Below are 17,304 nucleotides of genomic sequence, written 5' to 3' on the forward strand. Positions count from 1 at the left end.
TTGCCGCTTTTGGAGAAGGAGCTATGCCTGATGTATTTGTTTATTCATCGCAAGGACTTGCGCACAACAGATATGCGCGCCTTTGACTATTTAAGAAAAAAGGATACACAAGGCATTCATCTGCTAATCATAGATCCCGTGCTTATTGGCGACGGCCGAATGACCAGTCATAGCGGCCGAAACTTTATTGCGCAAGCCGCCTCCTTGCTGCACAGCTACTCTAATGCTGGAAAGGAGCTTCATGTGCTGTACGGAGATCCTGCATCAATTACTGAAGCTCTTTTGCAGGCTCATCCGATTGAAGAAGTCATCGTCCATGCAGACTACACGCCTTACTCACGCCAAAGGGATGATCGGCTGCAGCAGATCACTCGCCGTTTAGGACGTCGCTGGATGCCGATTGCAGACGCGCCGCTTGCTGACTTAGAAGCGTTCCCTGCATTTGCTCGGCGCTCCGAGCCTTATAAAGTATTTACACCCTTTTACCGCATGTGGTGCAGCTTTATGCTTGAGTGCTACAGCAGCGCGAGCGACACAGCGGTTCAGGAACTTGCTACCCTATGCGAAATAGACGGCAAGGTCGCTCTTGCATTCGCACTGCCAGAAGCCGTTTCTTGCGCGCTTGGCGGCACGAATGTAGAAGGAGCGCCGAAGTCGCTCGCTAAGCTGGACCGTTTCGTACGCGAGCGCCTTGCTTCATACGCAAATGGCCGTGACGCTTACGCAGCGGAGCATACAAGCGGTCTTGCTCGGTTTCTGAATACAGGCGCCCTCTCTGCTCGACACGCTTACGAGCTTACGGAAGGACTGCCCGGTGCGGAAACTTGGGTCCGCCAGCTCGCATGGCGTGATTTTTATTTGTATCAAGCGATGTATCATGAAGATTTTTTCCGGTATGAGCAGCTTGCTGATTTGTCTCCGCTTTCGGATACGAATTTTGAAGCATGGGCTTCGGCTGCCACCGGTATTCCGATCATTGATGCAGCTATGACACAGCTCAACCGCACAGGTGAGCTGCCCAACCGTTTGCGAATGGTAACGGCCATGTTTCTAACCAAAAATCTGCTTTGCCCTTTTACGCTTGGTGAGCAGTATTTCCGCCTTCACTTGGGCGATTATGACAATACACTTAACCGCGGCGGTTGGCTGTGGTGCTCCTCTCTTGGCTATGACGCTGCTCCCTATTTCCGCGTTATGAACCCGGTAGCGCAATCGCGAGCACATGATCCTAGCGGAAGCTATATTAGGCGTTGGCTTCCTCATTTAGAGCATTTATCCGATAAGGAGATCCACCTGCCGCAAAGCGGAGCCATTGTAGATTTAAAGGCATCGCGTGCGCGTGCTATTGAAGTATACAAAACAATACTGAAGTAGCCGTCCCCAGTCACCAAGAGTTGGACAAGCCGTTCCATATTTCTTTTGTTTACTAACAAATAAACCTCCGTATTCGCTTTGAAACAGCAAATACGGAGGTTTTTCATTTCTTTCGAAACCCTTATCTTCTAACAACCTTAAATCCGTGAGCGAATTCCCTGCGTCTGTTTTCTTCCCAGAACAAGCATAACCGCCAGCAGAACCAGCATTAGTATAACGAGCGCGCTAACATACCATAAGGTGGACTGTACATTGTACTGATCCATAAACCAGCCCGTCACTCGCGGGAAAATAGCGCCTCCAAGACCGCCGCATGCCACAAGCAAGCTGGTGGTTCTTTCGGTCATTCCCGGAATAAGCTCATTGGCATAAACGAGAGCGATTCCGAAAATACCTGAGAAGAACAACCCGCTCAAGGCAACGAGCGTAAGCATCCAGCTTAGCTGTCCCATAACGGCCATTAAAACAAATATAACGGAAGCCCCTGCCGTTGCGATGAACAAGTAACGGGAGTAGCCCATTCGATCCGCAAGCACGCCGGCAAACAGACGGCCAAGCACCATCGTCCCCCAGAATAAGCTGAGAGCAGCTGCAGCGCTGGACTCATCAACCTCCGAACGAACGATGAGAATAGAAGGAAGATAGTTTGAGAAGCTCATTTCCATGCCCACGTAGATCATAAAAAATAAGGCCGACAACAAGAGGAATGGCAGCGCTTTGCGCGGATAGCCAAAAAAGACGGAAGCTTCAGCAGCACGAGCTGCAGCTCCCCCTTCTGGCTCAGATGCGTTGCCTTGCACCACAGCCCTGGCCGGCATATAGCCGAGCTGGTTATCCAACTCACCGAATGACATGGTCAACCACAGCACGAAGGTGACGCCGGACATAGCAGCCAGTATGGGGAAGGAAACCTGCCAGATGCTTTGCTGAATAAGATAAGCCGCTGCGATGGGAATCAATAAAGCACCAACGCCAAAAAAGGTTTCCAAGCGGCTCATCGCGGACGCCTTACCGTTCTTCGCCATATCAATAATCATGGCGCCGACTACCGCTTCAGTCATCCCAAAGCCGAGCCCCGCAAGCGGGGCAATCGCCAGCATCCAGCCCCAAGGAAGCAGCAGGCTGTAAGCTGCTTCACTAAGCGTGAGTATACCCATTGCTATTAACACGGCACCCCGTTTACCAACCCTCGCGGTAATGGATGGCGCGAGCAGAACACCTACCAGAAAACCGAGAAACTGATTCATGATCCATTGCCCGCCGTCTTTATAGGTTAAACCGTAATAATCGATAAGCTGCTCCAAAATGGACCCGCCCACCACATGGGCAACTCCAATTACAAGGTATGACAAACATCCAAGCCAAATTAACTTCTTCATTCTTATGCTTCTCCTTATATACGCACGCTCTTCTTGCGCCTGTCTGATATAATTATCCTGTTTCAACCCTTTTACCCGTTAAGCAGCAGCTCATTCCAACGGAGGTACCGACCTATGACAAGCAACCAAAGCTCCACCCATTATAATCGAGAACCATTCGATATGACCATACATCCGCTCGAAATTACTCATGCGCAGGATATTTGCAGTTGGAGCTATGATGCGCCCTATGATTGCTATAATTGGCCGTCATGGGAGCAAATGAAAAAAGACGAAATCGAATTTGGCGATTCCGTCCTTCGTGTGTCTCAATATGCTGCTGTATTGGATAATAGTCTCCATTTGTTCGGCTTTGCGCAATTCTTTCCGATAACCGGCGTGACACGGCTTGGGCTCGGGCTCCGGCCTGACCTCTGCAGCCGCGGCTTTGGCCCCGCATTCACACGGCTTATCGTATCGGAAGCCCAGCGCCGCGCCCCTCAAAACGAAATTGATTTGGAAGTGCTGGCTTGGAACACACGCGCCATCCGCGCTTACCAGCAAGCAGGTTTTCAAATTACGGATACCTATTCGCGTTCGACATCTGCAGGCTTCGCTGAATGCCATTGCATGGTCTATGAGCCGGACGCTCGTTAAAGCCGCTGGGCATCTCGCTCAGCATCCTTCAAATCCATAAATAATATAAGTCCAGGCGCAACCAGTACCGAAACGGTTCTAATCCAGGCATGGGAATCCAGATCCGTATAGGCTCGTGATACGATTGCGCGCCGATTCTCGTTTAGTTGAACCAGATTAGGAACAAAATAGGGGCGCCAGCTCCAATTCGCCCCGCGATACTGGTCCTCTCGCCGCCATGCTTGCTCCGATTCCCGGCAAAAATTCGAGGAAAGCTGAATGCCATCATCATTGCATAAGTAAACCCGTATACAATGATCATAAAGCTCAGGAAGCAGCTCCTCGATCCATTCATCCTTGTCTTCGGGGTACTCCGCTTTCTGTACCAGCTCAATCAGCTGCTCGGCCAGCTGCTCCGATTGCCTCTGCCAATACCTCTCGGACCCTACATAATGCTGCAAATGCTGCTCAAGCTCTACTTCAATTATCGCTGCAAAACATCCGGGTTCCCGAAATTCCGGCTCCGCTCTTGCAAACATAAAGCCTTGAACGTACCGTGCGCCAGCCTGTATGGAGCGAGCCAAGTCCTCCCGCGTCTCTACGCCTTCAACCAGCAGTGAAGCGCCAATTTGCTCCGCTAAATCGGAGAAGGAGCGCAGCACTCCGAAATAACCGTCATGCGTCGCGCTCTTTTTGATCATATGAATATCGATTTTAAGCAGATTCGGCTGAATATGTGCAATGCGATCCGTACTGCTGAAACCGCTGCCGACATCATCAATAGCGATTAAGCAGCCTCTCGCCCGGTATAGATCAACCACGGAGCGGAGCTTCTCCATTGAGCCGTGAAAGCATTCCTCCGTGATTTCTATGACGATACGCTTCGGATCAATGCCATATTTGTCGAGCAAGGATAACGTGTACAGCTCGCCGTTCTGCTCATACCGATAAATCCATGATGGCTTTAAATTTATGAAAAGCATAGGCGGCTCTTCTATTAACGTAAGCTTGGAGAACGCCTGCTCGCGAAGCAATCGATCGACAACGATGTGGTCCTCCTCCGCAATTTGATCATCACAGAAAAAAGGACCCAGGCTGCGAACCGAATCGCCCTTTACTGCTCGGCCAAGCACCTCATAACCCATGATTCGCCTTGTATCCATTGCTATAATGGGCTGATAAAATGCAGCTAATGTTTCACCGTCTAAACCAAGCGCCTTCGGCAGAAGCAGCGATGATAAGCACTCATTCATAGCGGCCTCCTCTATGTTACATACATGTTATATTATCTGTCATACTTTGTTGAATAACATTGTAATAGAGTCGACATAAAATGTAAAGATCCGACAATAAGCTCCCTCAATCGTACTCAATATATCGATTATTATATCAGCCTAATAATTTGCGTCACTTTATCATCCTGGGAAACCTCAATAACATGATGTTTGTCATTATAGGTAATTACGCCAGTGCCCACCTCTATTACCGGGTTTTCGCCTAAGCCAAAAAACACATCGTCCGCCAATGCCTCCATTACCTCATGCCGATCCTCTACGGGAAGCACAGACCATTCCTCCGGTTCCATTTCAAAAAAAGTGTAACTGTGCTCGATCTCAGCTACTGCCGCTGTCAAATCCTTCAATATATCTGCATATTCCCTTGCATGTCTAACGCCCATTTGCGTATACCACCTTTATCATCGTCATTTTTTATACACATCTCTCTACTATTCTACCGCATTTTCGTAAATTTTAACGCGTTCGCCTCCAAAACGTTTCATTTACTCTAACTTCAGAATGCCCATATGTCGATAATAGAAGAAGTAGAGAAATGTCGAAAATGATTTGGACGGGGTGTATGATGAAAAATTCAACAATTATCGGACTTGTTCTAGGGTTAGTCGCTGTACTCGGAGGGATGGTTTTAAAAGGAGCACACCTGTCGTCTCTTTTAAATCCTGCTGCTTATATGATTATTATTTTGGGAACTGTAGCGTCTGTTATGATCGCCTTTCCCATATCCGAGCTTTCCAAGATCGGGAAGCTGTTTAAAATGGTATTTACCGAGCAAAAGCTGCCTCAGCGTGATGAACTGATTCAACGTTTCATGGAGTGGGCATCCATTACGCGCCGTGAGGGCTTGCTAGCTCTTGAAGCAAAAGTTGATGAAATTGAAGATACGTTCCTTCGGAACGGCATGCGTATGATTATTGACGGAAATGACCAAGATTTCGTTCGTGACGTATTGCTTGAAGACATTGCTGCAACGGAAGACCGCCATAAGGCGGGCGCGCTTATTTTTACGCAGGCCGGCACATACGCTCCTACGCTCGGTGTACTGGGCGCGGTTGTAGGCTTGATCGCGGCGCTTGCCGATATGAGTGACATGGAGAAGCTCGCCCATGCTATCGCGGGTGCTTTTATCGCTACATTGCTCGGTATCTTTACAGGTTATGTACTATGGCATCCCATTGCTAACAAACTAAAACGTATGTCTAAGCTGGAAATCCAAATTCGTCTTATGATGGTTGAAGGTCTTCTATCCATTCAATCCGGTGTATCGACGATCGCGATTAATCAGAAGCTGTCCGTGTTCCTTACACCTACAGAAAGATTGAAGATGAGGGAGAAGGAGGAAGGCGCCGTTGAGCAGAAAGCATAGACACGAAGAACATGAAGAGCATGTTGACGAATCCTGGCTCATTCCTTATGCCGACTTGCTCACCCTGCTGCTCGCACTCTTTATCGTGTTGTACTCCATGAACTCCGTCGACGTGAAAAAGTTCGAAGAAATGTCCAAAGCCTTTAGCGTTGCGCTCAGCACAGGCAGCGGCGTTCTAACCGAATCATCCATCGTGGAATCTGGTGAGGATGATGGAAAGAAACAGGACGAAGCCGGCGGCATTATTGATTCCAAGGATGATAGCAAGGAACAGACCCAAAGCCAAACCGCTGAGGAAAAAGCTCGCAAGGCCATTATGGAGCAGGAGCAAAAGGATCTTGAGGATCTGAAGAAGAAGGTTGACGCTTATATCAAAAAGAACGGCCTAACAACCGATTTGGAAACGAAGCTCAATCTTTCCCAGCTCATGATTACCATTAGTGACAACGCCTTATTTGCCCCGGCGCAAGCGTCAGTAAAGCCTGAATCGAAAGCACTGGCCGTTGCCATCGGCAAGATGCTCCAGCAATATCCGGATTACCAGGTCATCGTATCCGGCCATACCGATACGACGCCGATCTCGACTGTCTTCTTCAAGTCGAATTGGGATTTGAGCTCGATGCGGGCCATTCGTTTTATGGATATTTTGCTCGAAAATAAACAGCTAAAGCCCGAACGCTTCAGCGCTATCGGCTATGGCGAATATCGGCCGGTTGCCGATAACAAAACGGCGGCAGGCAAGTCCAAAAACCGCCGGGTTGAGGTTTCAATCATGCACAGCTACTCCGATGAAACAAATCCGCAAAGTCTGGCCGTTACGAAATAATAAAAGAAAAACCCTGAACCCACTCGCAAACCGAGTGTGGTTCAGGGTTTTTCTTTTATTCTCGGGTCTACACTGGCTTATAGCTCAGCGTTTCAAATAACGTCGCCTTCTCGGCCTCCGTCAGGTCTCTCCACTTCCCGACATGCAGTCCTGCGAGCTGGATGTTCATAATACGCTGCCGCTGCAGCCGCCTTACATGATAGCCAAACGCCTCGCACATTCTGCGGATTTGGCGGTTTCGACCTTCTGTTAAAATAATGCGGAATACCCGGTCCGTAACTCGCGTTACCACACACGGTAAAGTCATGCTTCCCAAAATGCGAACGCCGCTCGCCATCCCTTGCAGGAATGCGTCTGTCACCGGCTTATCCACCGTGACTAAATATTCCTTCTCGTGCTTCCCTTCCGAGCGGAGAATCGGGTTCACGATGTCTCCGTCATTCGTTAAAAGAATCAGGCCCTCTGAATCCTTATCCAGCCTGCCGATTGGAAAGATACGCTCTGAATGACCGACAAAATCAACAATATTTCCTCTGATATGAAGCTCAGTCGTACTCGTAATGCCTACCGGCTTATTCAGCGCAATATAAACATGGTTTTTTTGCTCGCCGATTTTTTTGCCATCGACTCTCACATCGTCGCCAAGCTCAGCCTGACTGCCGAGCTGCGCCGTAACACCGTTAATTGTTACGCGTCCGCCGTCTACCAGCTTATCCGCCTCACGCCTGGAGCAATATCCCGTTTCACTAATAAACTTATTAATTCTCAAAGCTGTTTCACCCCGTTGTATGTACTGCCAAATCGGCAATTTTGTCCGATGGATAATAATATATAGCCGGTGCCTTGCTTGCAGCGGCTGCAGCATCTTTTGTCATTGCGTTTCCTGCTGCCCGGATCATCGCTAATGCCACATCCGATCCCTTTATCGGCCTATATTTCCGCAAAGGGCCAATCATCGCAAACTGCAGCCCTTTTGATACAAATGCCCCGATGGCTTCGCCTGGTCGAACGGCTGTCCGCTCACCAAGCAGAAGAGAGGGCTGGAATACCTGCACAATCGGGATATGCAAACGGGCCAGCGCATCCTGCAGTTCACCTTTAACTCTGCTATAAAAGATGTTCGAGCTTGAATCCGCTCCCATTGCCGTAACAACAGAGAAAAGAGAGGCACCCGTTCGTTCTGCAAAATGAGCCAGCATTAGCGGATAATCGTAATCAACTCTCCGGAATGCTTCCCGCGTCTTGGCCGCTTTAATCGTCGTCCCTAACGTGCAGAACACTGCGTCGACGGTTACCTGATCTAACGCTTCATCCATGTCATCAAGGTCTGCCACGATAACCCTCAGCTTCATCCTCTCGCTTGTTGTCCCTAACCCCTTGACCACTATTGGCCGCCTGGCGAGAACCGTTACCTCTTTTACGAGCGGATCGCGAAGGAGCTGCCCAAGCAAAGCAGAGCCTATTAAACCGGTAGCCCCCACAAGCAAAGCACTACAGCCGGCTGTTTCATTAGCAGACAAACCTTTATTTAATCCTGTCTCCTTCAATACGATATCATGCTTCAATGGAGAATTCCCTCCCTCGTACCCCTAAGAAGCCGGTTCCATGCTCATGCTTCCAGTATAACGCTCTCTCCTGTTTCTTTCAAAGCCGGAAGCATAACATGTATGGTAGTTCCAACATTCACTTGGCTTTTGATCTCCATCGTTCCCCGATGGCTGTTAATAATCCGTTGAGTCACCATTATGCCAAGTCCAGTGCCCGTTTCCTTGCCCGTAAAAAAAGGATCGCCGATTTTCGGTATCATTTCATCCGGGATGCCCATGCCCTCATCCGTAATCGAGATTGAAATATGCTCCCTCTTATGTCCGATATGGATGTGGATCTCACCACCGCTTGGCATGGCTTCAATCGCGTTTTTCAATAAATTAATAAATACCTGTTTTAATTGATTTTCCTCGCATGAAATCAGGCAAATTTCTTCCGTCAACGAAATACAGAACTCTATATTATGCAGAAGGGCTTCACTATTCATTAAAGCAATGACATCCTGCAGCACGTCCCGCACATCCTTGGTCACAAATCTCGTTGCCTGCGGCTTAGCCAAGATTAGAAACTCCCCGACGATGAGGTTGATACGGTCGAGCTCCGAGAGCATAAGGGTTACGTGGGAAAGCGCCAGCTTCTTGCTCTCCTGCTGGAGCTGCAAAAAACCGCGCAGCGTCGTTAGCGGATTCCGAATCTCATGCGCTACGCCCGCCGCAAGCTGTCCTACCGTCGTCAGCTTCTCCGATCGGCGCAGCAGCTCCTCCATTTTATTGCGGCTTCTCATATCTCTTGAAATACTGGCAAAAGCTCGAATCGTTCCATCAGAATCACGGATAGGCGAGAGCGTCACGCTAACGGGAATCAATTCGCCTGACTTGGTAATTCGCATCGTCTCCTGTGCAGGCAGCGCCTTCCCTAACAACAGCTGATTCAGCATATTTTTCATTTCCGTCCGATGCGTTTCCGGCAGGATCGGAAAGATAAGCCCGATAACCTCCTCTTCCTCATAGCCGAAGAGCTGCTCGAAAGCCCGATTTACCTGAATCACCTTGCCGTCCAGATCATTAAGATGAATCGCATCACTAGTATGATTTATGAATGACTCCAAATGCTCCTTCATTCGCCGGTTTTCCTCAAACGCTCTTCGCAGCTTGTTCATATAAATACTCAAATTTTGCGACATCGCATTCACCTTTAACGCAAGCAAACCAAATTCGTCCTTGCGCTTAATGCGAATGGGCTGCTGAAAGCGTGCGGAAGAAACTTCATTTACCTTCCATAAAATATCCTTTAGCGGCCTAATCATAACGCCTACCAGCCAATAACTGATGATGAGCACAAGGATCATCGTTATTCCTGTGTAGATCAGCGTATCATTGCGTTTTTGACTGATGAGCTGTTTAAACCCCTCGCCGTCATAAACTACGCTTATGATATACCTGCCCATCTTCTCGCTTGAGTAATAGCTGCGATAATAAGTCTTCCCGTTGATTTGCATTTTCCGCAGCTCAAACCCCGTTTTCTTCGCCTCGGTTATAACGGACTGCTCACTTATCGTATTCAAATAGGTATACGTGCCGTACGGAACCGATAGTGTGTCTTGCTCAAATACCGTAATTTCCTTTATATTGGGGATTATTGTTTTTACGATGTCAAAAAGATGTCCGGGGCTGGAAAGATCGCCGTCTTCGAGGGGAATTCCGAGTCCCGACTGCTTCTCATAGGCGGAAAAGGAATTAGCTATATGCATAGAGGTATCCTGCATCGTACGGCGAGCTTGCTCCCGCATGTCATGCATCATCGAATATTCACTTAAAATGTGGTGTAATATGAAGAATGTAAATACGATAAGCGTAATCAGGACAGAGAATTTCATCTTAATCGACAATGTATGACACATCCTTTTACACAAAAACGTGTTTATTAACAACTTATACACATTACTAACAGTTATTGTGCACAGCTCTGAATAAAATGTGAGTATTTTTGTGCATATCCCACTAGTTATCCACAATGTTATCCACTACATGTTAACAACAGAATATTTGTTCGTTGTATAATGATAAAAAGTAAAGGGGTTTTAACTTATGACAAGAGAACAAGAAGACCAGAATTGGATGCTAGAAGCCATAGAAGAAGCCAAAAAAGCCGAGCAAATCGGAGAGGTTCCAATCGGGGCCGTTATAGTTAGAAATAATGAAATCATAGGAAGGGGCTACAATTTACGCGAAACACGGTTTGATCCAACCGCGCATGCCGAAATGGTAGCCATTCGTGACGCCTGCGATCGCATCGGCGCATGGAGATTGTTAGATTGCACATTATATGTCACGTTAGAGCCTTGTCCAATGTGCGCCGGAGCCATTGTCCAATCCAGGGTTAAACGTGTTGTATACGGAACAACTGATCCAAAGGCGGGATGTGCCGGGACGCTCATGAACTTATTGCAAGAGCCCCGTTTCAATCATGAAACGGAGCTCACTAGTGGTATTTTGCAGCCTGAATGCGCATCTTTATTAACGCAATTTTTTCGTAAACTTAGAGTAAAATAGTATCCTTCTATAAGTCATCACGTCGTAATGTAATATGTGATAGCTCATTTCTTTGTATATGCTGTAACGCAACAATAAGCTGATCGGCCTCTTCGCTAATTGCTAGAACATCCGGATCTGTCAAGCTGCCGCGTTCTTCGGCTATTTCATGAAGCTTTAGCCGTAGCGACTGCAATTGTTTAAGCAAGTTTTTTTTGTCCATAGCTCGCTTCGGGGCACGCTCCTTATCTAGCACTCGTGTGGTAATGCTTCTATTATACTCGTAGAGCAATAAGGAGTTTGTAAAAACTTGTCGACGAAAGCAGACAATTTTCGGGCATTATTCGACAAAATGAAGTTAATTATTCCAATTTATAGTCCTTTTATACTATAAAAACCTATCATAATATGGTAATTTATATTCTTGCCAGCATGACCTTTCATGAAACCGGGGACTGTATGCAAACCATCGGTCTATTCTTGCTTTTCCCCTTCTAATTGGGAAGCAAAATCCGTTTGCCATCCGCTATTATGAGGATAAATCCATTTGTATTATAAGAAAGTATGAAGTAAAATTATTTAAACATTAGTCGTAATGTGATAGAAATGAACATAAATTCGGATGTCGGGATGTGCCCTTGTGAATAACAAAGCAGTTATTTTAGGTTGTAATTATTATATTGGTTTAAGCACCATTCGTTGCTTGGGAATTAACGGCGTACATACGGTTGCCGTTGATTATTCTACTAAAGATACCTATGGCGCGGATTCAAAATATACGTCGGAGAGACTAATCTCTCCTCATTATAAAGATGATACGGCTGCATTTATTCGTTTTTTGAAGGAGTATGCTCGCAAGCAAAGCGCCCCTCCTGTCCTTATACCTTGCCATGACTCCTACCTTGAGGTCATCGATGAGCATTTGGAGGAGCTGAGAGAACATTATCTCATTCCGCAAAACGTGCCAGGCATTTATTCAGATATGATGAATAAGGAAGTACTGCAGCGTTTAGCGCTTGAAAACGGCGTTTCAGTTCCTGAGACCGTCCGGGTAAACGAAGAAAACTTTTTCGAGAAAATCGATCAAACGATCAAATATCCTTGTATCGTTAAACCGACGGACTCCCCTTCCTTCGTTGCGAAATTCAGAAGAAAGCTTTTTAAAGTGAACAACCGCGCGGAGCTTGAGCAAGCCTTGGACAAAGCAAAGGAAGCCCATTTGGAAGTCATCGTACAACGAATCATTCCAGGCTTTGACGATCATATGTATACCTTTGACGCTTATTTAAATCAGGACTCCAAAGTGACGCACTGGGTAACCTGCCAGAAATTCCGCCAGTATCCCATCAACTTTGGGGCATCCGTGTACACTGGTCAAAGATACGTGCAAGAGCTGTTCGACATTGGCGCTCCTTTTCTGGAGAAGATGAAATGGAAGGGCTTTGCGGAGATCGAGTTCAAGAAGGATGCCGAAACTGGCCGCTATTATTTAATCGAGGTCAACTGCCGGATTACAAACTTGAATAACCTGCTCTACAAGGTTGGCGTGAACATTCCATGGATTACCTATCAGGAGCTGACAGGCGGCAACCTAGTTCCCCCAAAAGCCGTCAAAGAAAATACGAACCGCGTATTCTGGTACGGATATGAAGACATGCTCGCGGTCCGCGACTACGTCAAGACTGGACAGTTAACCTGGAGGCAGGTATTCGTATCGTTGTTTAAGCCAAAAGCTTATGCCATTTGGGATTGGAAGGATCCTAAGCCAGCCTTCTCCTATGCCTCTATTATCGGCGGCAAGCTAACGAAAAAGCTTCTAAGAAAATAGCCCGAACAGACAGAAACAGGTCACTAGAATGGAGCTGATCGTATGTTATTGACCTCTTTAATTACAGATCTTGAATATAAGCTCGTGAAAGGCGATTTACATAGAGAAGCAGCCTCGATTGCCTATGATTCCAGGGAGGCCGCGCCAAACGGTGTGTTTGTCGCGATTTCAGGTTTTTCGGTAGATGGCCATCGTTTCATTGATAAGGCGATCGAACTTGGAGCGACCACGATTATAGTAGAGAAGGATGTTCCTGTCGCTGCAGACGTAGCCGTTCTGCAGGTAGCCGACACGCGAGAAGCGCTTGCGCGATTAGCCGCTAATTTCTATGACCGCCCAACGGAGCAAATGAATCTTCTTGGAATAACGGGAACGAACGGAAAAACTTCGACCACTTATTTTCTCAAATCCATTTTCGAGCAGACGGGTACCACGCTTGGGATAATCGGTACGATAGGCACGGTTATCGGGGATAAGGTGTTCCAAAATAAAAACACGACGCCCGAGTCTCTTAATCTCCAGAAGATCTTCGCTGAAATGACGCAAGCCCACATGAAGCATTGTGTCATGGAGGTGTCCTCGCATGCGCTTAACCTGAGCCGGGTTGCCCATTCCAGTTTCAATACCGGAATTTTCACGAACCTAACGCCGGATCATCTCGAGCTGCATCATACGATGGAGGAGTATTTCGAGGCTAAGGCGAAGCTGTTTGACATGACATCGGACTACAATATCATTAACGCCGATGATAAATACGGCCGGATTCTTATCGAGCGTTTAAAGGGCAAGGCGCCAAAGCTTCTCACCTACGGAATTGAGCAGGAAGCCGATATCTATGCGACGGATATTAATTATTTTTCCGATTACACTACCTATACCCTAAATACGCCAAAGGGCAGCATCTCCATCAAGGTGAATCTCCCTGGGACGATTTATGTATATAACAGTTTGGCGGCTGTCGCAACCGCATACGTCAACCAATTCAGCCTGCAGCAAATCGCTGAGGGTATATTGGCTGTCGATGGCATTAAAGGCCGTCTAGAAGTCGTTTATCAAGACGAAGACACTAAAATTATCGTCGATTTCGCACATACCGAGGACAGCTTGGAGAAGGCTTTGACGACGATAAGACCGTTCGCCAAGGGAAGAATCATTCTTGTATTCGGCGTTTATGCGTCAGATGGAGAATCCGGCACGGAGAAGCGTAGAGCAATGGCGAAGGTTGCTGCCAATTTTGCTGATTTTTCCGTTATCACCTCGGACAATCCGAAGATGCAGGATAACAACTTGATTATCCGTGAAATTATAGAGGGCGTTGAAGCATATAACGGTGCTTACGAGGCTGTTGTCGACCGGAGAGACGCGATTGCTTTTGCCATTGAAATCAGTAAAAAAGACGATGTAATCCTTATCGCCGGCAAAGGCCATGAAACGACGCAAATTATCGGGAAAACAGAAATTCCTTTTAACGAAGCAGAAATCGTCCGAGAAATTAAATTACAAACAAAATAACAGTGCACTAAAGAACATAGGGATCTGATTAAATGCAACTAACACTTCAATAAAAGTAGGTTGAACAATGGAAGCTAAAAGCTTAGGCGTCATTGGCGGGATGGGACCGAAAGCAACATCCGTATTTTTCGACATGATTATCGAACAGACAGCAGCGGACCGCGATCAGGACCATATTGATATGGTCATCCTTAATCATGCCACGTTGCCCGATCGAACAGGAGTTATATTGGGCAACAGAGGCGAGCTTTTTCTAAAAGCGGTTGCTAAGGATTTAAAGCTGCTTGAAGCATCCGGCGTGTCGAATATAGCAATACCATGTAATACCTCGCATTACTTTTATAACGAAATGCAGCAGATGACCAGCATTAACATTATCAACATGGTAGATGAGAGCTTGAAGGAAATTTACGATACTTACGGTGAACACTGCAAAGTCGGTATTTTGGCAACAAACGGGACGGTTAGCAGCGGCGTTTACCGCAAGGGCTGCGAACAGTACAATATGCAGCTGCATGAGCCGGAAGCAGCGGTTCAAGAGCATGTGATGGACATTATCTACAATAAGGTTAAACGAAATCTTCCTGTAGAGCCTTCCGAATTCGAAGGTATCATTAACCATCTTCTAACTCATGATGAATGCCTTTGCGTCATCATTGCATGCACCGAATTATCATGCATTCCGATTCGGGAAGAAGTAGCAAAAAATTGCGTGGATGCGATGTCCGTGCTTGTTCAGAAGTCAATCGAGCTGTCCGGCAAACAATCCATTTTTAAATAATGAACGACAGCACTAACGGAGGCTTGGCATGACGGAGACAGGGTTCGAGGCATTTGAGTCATTTTTTTCGGAGTCTTTTGCAGGCGCCGTACGTATCAGGGAAATAAGGCTGTCTTCCGCTGAAAGGGACTATATCGCATCACGTTACCCCCACGCTTCGCTAAAAGCCATTCAAACGAAAGCTTATCCCGATGATAAGCTTTGGTTTGAGGTTGTGCTGCATACCTAGGCCTCTGCTTATTATTGCATGCAAGTAAAAAATCCGGAGAGTGATCTCCGGATTTTTTGTATTGCAACGCAAGGTTAGCTTTATTTTTCCTTATACCAGGTTGAACTCTACGTTAATATTGCCGCGAGTCGCCCGCGAATACGGACAAACCTGATGAGCCGCTTCGACGAGTTCCTGTGCAACATCCCGCTCAACTCCGACAATAGAAATATCAAGCTTTGCTTCCAGCTCATACCCTCCGCCGTCATCCTTCCCCAATGTTACATGGGCGGTTACTTCCGTTTTCTCCACCTTGATTTTCTTCATCCGGCTTACAAGATTGATCGCGCTCTCGAAACAAGCTGCATAACCGCCAGCAAACAGCTGCTCTGGATTTGTTGCTCCGCCTTGACCTCCAAGCTCCTTCGGTGCTCTCACATCCACATTTAAAATATTATCACTCGATACGAGCTTACCGTCTCTTCCGCCTGTTGCCGTTACCGTAGCTGTGTATAGTTTTTGCATAATCAATTCCTCCAATTTGTTTTTTAAAATCTTTGCACTCCCGCATCGCATAAAGTCGGCTCTCATTACAGAAGAAGGCATCAAACATTCGTATTGCACGAATGCGTACTTTCTACTCTGATTAAGCAAACCTGCCAACATCGAGTGAATTAATTTGATACAATTTAATTTGATACAATTTAATTTTATAAAATTTAATATACACGGTTATGGGTTGGTTGTCAATAAAGAAGCGAGCTTCGGTCGATCATAAAAAAAGACCTTTATGGATTTCTCCATTAAGGTCTTAACGTTCATCTTTATTCCGTTTCGAACAGATCCTCATTCTGATCTCTCACTTCGAGTATAAGGGGCAGCTGCTGGAAAAAAACATCAACCACCTGCGGGTCAAAATGCCGTTCCCGCTCTTCCTTAATCAGTTTCAAAATGCGCTCTAACGGCCACGCCTCTTTATATACTCTAGCGCTGCCTAAGGCATCGAATACATCTGCCAGCGCCGTTATTCGTCCATAAATATGTATATCCTCGCCTGCAAGCCCCTGCGGATAACCTGTTCCATCCCATTTCTCGTGATGCTGCCATGCCACAATGGCTGCGGCCTGCAGGAGCTGTCTCTTGGACTTTCTCAGCAGCCGGTAACCAATCATGCAGTGCTCCTTCATCTGCTCGAATTCCTCGGCTGTGAGCTTTCCAGGCTTTTGCAAAATCGCATCCGGAATAGCTACCTTCCCAATATCATGCATGGGTGATGCGCTTCGCAGCATCTCTGCTTCTACCTTGCTCATGCCAAGGCCTACCGCTAAAATATAGGAATAATGAGCGACCCGCTTTACATGGTTTCCCGTTTCCTTTGATCGTCCCTCGCCAATATTGCCCATAGCCAAAATAATTTCTTTCTGTGTCTCCATTATTTCCTCATGAAGCATAATGGATTCAAGAGATTTGCCTGAATAGGCCGCAGCAAGCGTAAGATAATCCATATCCTGCGTTGAAAACGACTGTTTTTTCGTTAGCTTGTTAATCGCTTGATACGCCCCGATAACCTCTCCCTGATTGTTGCGGAAAGGAATGGTCATGATCGACTTTGTCCGGTAGCCCGTCTTTCTGTCGCTGTCCGGATTATGCCTCGGGTCACCGTAAGCATCATCGATAAAAATGGGCTGCCCGGTACTGATTGCATTCCCTACTAAGCCGCTCCCGTAAGGTATTCTAATTTCTCCGACACCAGGCGCAACTACCGTAAACAGCTCATTACGCGCAACATCAATTAGCCAGACCGTACAACGGTCGGCAACGACCATTTCCCTGCCCATATTCGCCATTAAGACGAGAACAGCTTCTAACTTTTTCTCATTGGCGATTTTGGCGGTATATTCAAAGATGACCTTAAGCATTTGTTCTGGGGATAAATCTAATCTAAAAGAGTTAGGTTCATTGAAGTATTCGTACATACGGGGTATTCCTCCAGCCGTTCGAACTCATCGTCCTTACAACTATTCGCCTTCCCGTACTTTTT

18 protein-coding genes are annotated in these 17,304 nt (G+C 46.8%); 9 read left to right on the plus strand and 9 right to left on the minus strand.

Annotated elements, in window-relative coordinates:
* Nucleotides 1–30 precede the first annotated feature (30 nt).
* Nucleotides 31–1,374, plus strand: a complete 1,344-nt coding sequence (locus AC1DLI_RS27690; protein ID WP_477607906.1) for an FAD-binding domain-containing protein — start codon at nt 31–33, stop codon at nt 1,372–1,374.
* Between the two features lie 137 nt (nt 1,375–1,511).
* On the opposite strand, the gene AC1DLI_RS27695 is transcribed toward AC1DLI_RS27690, so the two are convergent.
* Nucleotides 1,512–2,753, minus strand: a complete 1,242-nt coding sequence (locus AC1DLI_RS27695; protein ID WP_477607908.1) for an MFS transporter — start codon at nt 2,751–2,753, stop codon at nt 1,512–1,514.
* Nucleotides 2,754–2,867: 114 nt separating this feature from the next.
* Here AC1DLI_RS27695 and AC1DLI_RS27700 point away from each other — a divergent pair, with 114 nt between their 5' ends.
* Entirely contained in the window at nt 2,868–3,389 is a 522-nt protein-coding gene (locus AC1DLI_RS27700; protein ID WP_477607910.1) for a GNAT family N-acetyltransferase, read from the plus strand.
* On the opposite strand, the gene AC1DLI_RS27705 is transcribed toward AC1DLI_RS27700, so the two are convergent.
* Together AC1DLI_RS27705 and AC1DLI_RS27710 are read right to left on the minus strand one after the other, a co-directional pair.
* On the minus strand, nt 3,386–4,621 hold the full coding sequence (locus AC1DLI_RS27705; RefSeq protein WP_477607912.1) for an EAL domain-containing protein: 1,236 nt from the start codon (nt 4,619–4,621) through the stop codon (nt 3,386–3,388). The genes AC1DLI_RS27700 and AC1DLI_RS27705 overlap by 4 nt on opposite strands.
* A gap of 131 nt (nt 4,622–4,752) precedes the next feature.
* Nucleotides 4,753–5,046, minus strand: a complete 294-nt coding sequence (locus AC1DLI_RS27710) for a hypothetical protein (RefSeq protein ID WP_477607914.1) — start codon at nt 5,044–5,046, stop codon at nt 4,753–4,755.
* Between the two features lie 182 nt (nt 5,047–5,228).
* Here AC1DLI_RS27710 and motA point away from each other — a divergent pair, with 182 nt between their 5' ends.
* Together motA and AC1DLI_RS27720 are read left to right on the plus strand one after the other, a co-directional pair.
* Nucleotides 5,229–6,029, plus strand: a complete 801-nt coding sequence (motA, locus tag AC1DLI_RS27715; protein ID WP_477607971.1) for a flagellar motor stator protein MotA — start codon at nt 5,229–5,231, stop codon at nt 6,027–6,029.
* Complete coding sequence (locus tag AC1DLI_RS27720; protein ID WP_477607916.1) at nt 6,013–6,855, plus strand: flagellar motor protein MotB; 843 nt, start codon at nt 6,013–6,015, stop codon at nt 6,853–6,855. Before motA ends, AC1DLI_RS27720 begins: the two co-directional genes overlap by 17 nt.
* A 67-nt stretch (nt 6,856–6,922) precedes the next feature.
* Here the strand turns inward: AC1DLI_RS27720 and rluF are convergent, their stop codons facing one another.
* The 3 genes from rluF to AC1DLI_RS27735 are packed head-to-tail and all read right to left on the minus strand — an operon-like array spanning nt 6,923 to nt 10,291.
* On the minus strand, nt 6,923–7,624 hold the full coding sequence (gene rluF / locus AC1DLI_RS27725) for a 23S rRNA pseudouridine(2604) synthase RluF (RefSeq protein ID WP_477607918.1): 702 nt from the start codon (nt 7,622–7,624) through the stop codon (nt 6,923–6,925).
* 7 nt (nt 7,625–7,631) lie between these two features.
* Entirely contained in the window at nt 7,632–8,420 is a 789-nt protein-coding gene (locus AC1DLI_RS27730; protein WP_477607920.1) for an NAD(P)H-binding protein, read from the minus strand.
* A 44-nt stretch (nt 8,421–8,464) separates the two neighbouring features.
* Nucleotides 8,465–10,291 carry an ATP-binding protein gene (locus tag AC1DLI_RS27735; RefSeq protein WP_477607922.1) on the minus strand — a complete coding sequence of 609 codons (1,827 nt, stop codon included), beginning with the start codon at nt 10,289–10,291 and terminating at the stop codon, nt 8,465–8,467.
* 199 nt (nt 10,292–10,490) lie between these two features.
* On the opposite strand from AC1DLI_RS27735, the gene tadA reads away from it, so the two are divergent.
* A complete protein-coding gene (gene tadA / locus AC1DLI_RS27740; protein WP_477607924.1) occupies nt 10,491–10,955 on the plus strand; it encodes a tRNA adenosine(34) deaminase TadA in 465 nt (154 codons plus the stop codon).
* A gap of 7 nt (nt 10,956–10,962) precedes the next feature.
* Here tadA and AC1DLI_RS27745 read toward each other — a convergent pair whose 3' ends face one another.
* Nucleotides 10,963–11,157, minus strand: coding sequence for a Spo0E family sporulation regulatory protein-aspartic acid phosphatase (locus tag AC1DLI_RS27745; protein ID WP_477607926.1), 195 nt, complete (start codon nt 11,155–11,157; stop codon nt 10,963–10,965).
* A 417-nt stretch (nt 11,158–11,574) separates the two neighbouring features.
* Between AC1DLI_RS27745 and AC1DLI_RS27750 the strand changes: the two genes are divergently transcribed.
* The 4 genes from AC1DLI_RS27750 to AC1DLI_RS27765 all read left to right on the plus strand — a co-directional run bounded on the left by AC1DLI_RS27750 (nt 11,575) and on the right by AC1DLI_RS27765 (nt 15,284).
* Complete coding sequence (locus AC1DLI_RS27750; protein ID WP_477607928.1) at nt 11,575–12,762, plus strand: carboxylate--amine ligase; 1,188 nt, start codon at nt 11,575–11,577, stop codon at nt 12,760–12,762.
* Nucleotides 12,763–12,804: 42 nt separating this feature from the next.
* Nucleotides 12,805–14,274 (plus strand): UDP-N-acetylmuramoyl-L-alanyl-D-glutamate--2,6-diaminopimelate ligase, encoded by a 1,470-nt coding sequence (locus tag AC1DLI_RS27755; protein ID WP_477607930.1) that lies wholly within the window; start codon nt 12,805–12,807, stop codon nt 14,272–14,274.
* 67 nt (nt 14,275–14,341) lie between these two features.
* Nucleotides 14,342–15,055 carry an aspartate/glutamate racemase family protein gene (locus AC1DLI_RS27760; protein ID WP_477607932.1) on the plus strand — a complete coding sequence of 238 codons (714 nt, stop codon included), beginning with the start codon at nt 14,342–14,344 and terminating at the stop codon, nt 15,053–15,055.
* A gap of 28 nt (nt 15,056–15,083) precedes the next feature.
* Entirely contained in the window at nt 15,084–15,284 is a 201-nt protein-coding gene (locus tag AC1DLI_RS27765) for a hypothetical protein (RefSeq protein WP_477607934.1), read from the plus strand.
* Nucleotides 15,285–15,374: 90 nt separating this feature from the next.
* Here AC1DLI_RS27765 and AC1DLI_RS27770 read toward each other — a convergent pair whose 3' ends face one another.
* Together AC1DLI_RS27770 and AC1DLI_RS27775 are read right to left on the minus strand one after the other, a co-directional pair.
* Nucleotides 15,375–15,788: an organic hydroperoxide resistance protein gene (locus AC1DLI_RS27770; RefSeq protein ID WP_477607936.1), complete on the minus strand. Its 414-nt coding sequence runs from the start codon at nt 15,786–15,788 to the stop codon at nt 15,375–15,377.
* A 299-nt stretch (nt 15,789–16,087) separates the two neighbouring features.
* Nucleotides 16,088–17,239: an HD domain-containing phosphohydrolase gene (locus AC1DLI_RS27775; protein WP_477607938.1), complete on the minus strand. Its 1,152-nt coding sequence runs from the start codon at nt 17,237–17,239 to the stop codon at nt 16,088–16,090.
* Nucleotides 17,240–17,304 lie beyond the last annotated feature (65 nt).

It is taken from the genome of Paenibacillus sp. 01T443, from assembly GCF_056398325.1.